The organism is Streptomyces durbertensis, assembly GCF_014156695.1.
Taxonomy (GTDB): Bacteria; Actinomycetota; Actinomycetes; order Streptomycetales; family Streptomycetaceae; genus Streptomyces; species Streptomyces durbertensis.
Genome location: NZ_WMLF01000785.1, coordinates 1 through 1245, shown reverse-complemented (window position 1 = coordinate 1245; position 1245 = coordinate 1). Strand labels below are relative to the sequence as shown.

2 protein-coding genes are annotated in these 1245 nt (G+C 74.9%); both read left to right on the top strand.

Annotation, left to right across the window (positions count from 1 at the left end):
• Positions 1-383, top strand: a 383-nt coding sequence (locus GL263_RS26800) for a histidine phosphatase family protein (protein ID WP_182858319.1), incomplete at its 5' end; no start/stop codon positions are given.
• Positions 384-439: 56 nt separating this feature from the next.
• Positions 440-1245 (top strand): NADPH:quinone oxidoreductase family protein (locus GL263_RS26795; protein ID WP_182858318.1); only part of this gene is annotated, 806 nt, incomplete at its 3' end.

Sequence of the window (1245 nt, the reverse complement as noted above, 5' to 3'; positions counted from 1 at the left end):
CGCCCACCTCCACCAGCGACCTGCCGCCCACCTCCGACGAGGTGCAGACGCTGCTCGACCAGGCCCTCACCGCCTGGATCGAGGAGGACGCGGACGACGGCTGGCGGCACTTCACCGAACGGGTGCGCGCCGCCTTCCGGGAACTGACCGCCCGCCTCGACCCTGGACGGGACGCCGTTGTGGTCACCTCCGGCGGCGTCCTCGCCGCGCTCTGCGGCCACCTGCTCGACGCCGGACCGGCCGGGATCGTCGCCCTCAACCGGGTGACGGTCAACTGCGGGCTGACCACGGTGGCACTCGGCCGCTCCGGCGCCAGCCTCGTCGCCTTCAACGACCACGCCCACTTCAGCGGCGCCGAACGCGCCCTCCGCACCACCCGCTGACACCACGCACCTCCGGCGCTCCGGCGACAGGACCGGCGACAAGGAAGGAACCGTTCATGCGCGCAGTACAGGTGACCACACTCGACGGACCCGAGGCCGTCGAGGTCGCGGACGTCCCCGACCCCGTCCCGGCCCCCGGCCAGGTCCTCGTCGAGGTCCGCGCCGCCGGCGTCTGCTACCCGGACGTGCTGCTCAGCCGGGGCGAGTACCAGCTCAAGCCGGAGCCGCCGTTCACCCCCGGCGCCGAGGTGGCCGGCACGGTGCTCAGCGCCCCCGACGGCTGCGACCTGCGGCCCGGCGACCGGGTCGCCGCCTTCCCCGCCTTCGGCGGCTTCGCCGAACGGGTCGCCGCCGACCCCGCCGTGGTCTTCCCGCTGCCCGACGAGGTGTCGTTCGAGGTCGGCGCCGGCGTGCCGATGAACTACCTCACCACCCACTTCGCCCTCACCCGCCGGGGCCGCCTCCGCGAGGGCGAGACGGTACTGGTGCAGGGCGCCGCGGGCGGCGTCGGCACCGCCGCCGTCCAACTCGCCCGCGCCCTGGGCGCCCGGGTGATCGGCGTGGTCTCCGACGAGAAGCGGGCCGACGTCGCCCGCGCGGCCGGCGCCCACCACACGGTCCCGGCGGACGGCTTCCGCGCCGCCGTCACCGAACTGACCGGCGGCCGGGGCGTCGACGTTGTTGTCGACCCGGTCGGCGGCGACCGCTTCACCGACTCCCTGCGCTGCCTGGCCCCCGAGGGCCGACTCCTCGTGATCGGCTTCACCGGCGGCGACATCCCCACGGTGAAGGTCAACCGCCTGCTGCTGAACAACATCGACGTGGTGGGCGTCGGCTGGGGCGCCTACTGGCTGCACCGCCC